The organism is Kitasatospora sp. MY 5-36 (assembly GCF_001182915.1).
In the GTDB taxonomy this organism is placed as follows: domain Bacteria; phylum Actinomycetota; class Actinomycetes; order Streptomycetales; family Streptomycetaceae; genus Kitasatospora.
In genome coordinates this window covers 1-989 of record NZ_LFVW01001292.1, presented here as the reverse complement: position 1 = coordinate 989, position 989 = coordinate 1, and the positions used below count along the sequence as shown (strand labels likewise).

Annotated in this window: 1 pseudogene; it reads right to left on the bottom strand. The window is 77.2% G+C overall.

Annotated features, from left to right (window positions below):
• Positions 1–133: 133 nt before the first annotated feature.
• A pseudogene (locus tag AE652_RS47165) lies at positions 134–989 on the bottom strand (hypothetical protein); the annotation flags it as partial.

The following is a 989-nucleotide window of genomic DNA, read 5'->3' as shown; positions in this document are numbered from 1 at the left end:
CGCCCTGCTCCGGGCCCTGGCCGCGCTCCCGGCGGCCGCCCCGGCGCTGGCGGCGTGCGCACGGTGACGGCGGTATCGGCCTGAGCACCGCGGCGACGGCACCGGCGTGGCCTGGGCGCCGTGGCGGCGGCGCTCAGGCTCCGAAGATCTCCTCCACCAGGTCCTCGTCCGAGACGTGGTCCGGCGCGTCGAACACCACGTCCGCGACGCCCTTCAGGCCGATCCCCCGGTCCAGCGCGTCCATGCAGGCCCGGGCCTGCTCGTCGGTGGCGAAGTCCCACACCCGCAGCCGCCGCACCAGCACCAGCGCCTCCATCGGGCTCATCCGCGGCGCCCGGCGGCGCGGCCCCGGCCCCTTGCGGCCGGCCTCGGCCAGCTGCCGCTGGTACCCGGCCAGGTCCTGCCAGGCCTGCACGGTGCTCGGGTGCTGCTCGCCCAGCACCCGGGCGAGGTCCGGCAGCAGCCCGTGCAGCTGGATCACCGCGCCCTGCGGGTCGCCCCGGTTGGCCTGGTGCAGCGCGAGGTCGTGCCGGGCCTTCAGGACCCGGGGGTCGTACGGGCCCCAGGCGGCGTGCAGGTCGGGCAGCAGCTCGTGCATCAGCCGGATCGTGGTGATCGGCGCACCGCTCTCGCCGACGCACCAGACCAGGTGGTAGCGGGCGCCGAGGGTGTCCGGGTCGAGCGGGCCGAGCGCCGAGCGCATGTCGCCCACCAGGGCGGTCAGCAGCCGGATCGCGCCGTTCAGGTCCCCGGTCCGGCTGAGGTACCAGGCGAAGTCCCGCCAGGTGCACAGGGTGTCCCGGTCGCTCGCGCCGAGCACGGTCACGCACTCCTGGGCGACGGTCTGCAGGAGCATCGCCGACTCGCCGGCCGTCGCCGCCCGGTAGGCGGCCGACCGGCGCTCGCGCAGCCCGGCCCGTACGGCCTCGGAGGGCGGCGCGGCCGTCACCGGCGGCGTGGTCAGCGGCGGCAGCACCGACGGGACGGCG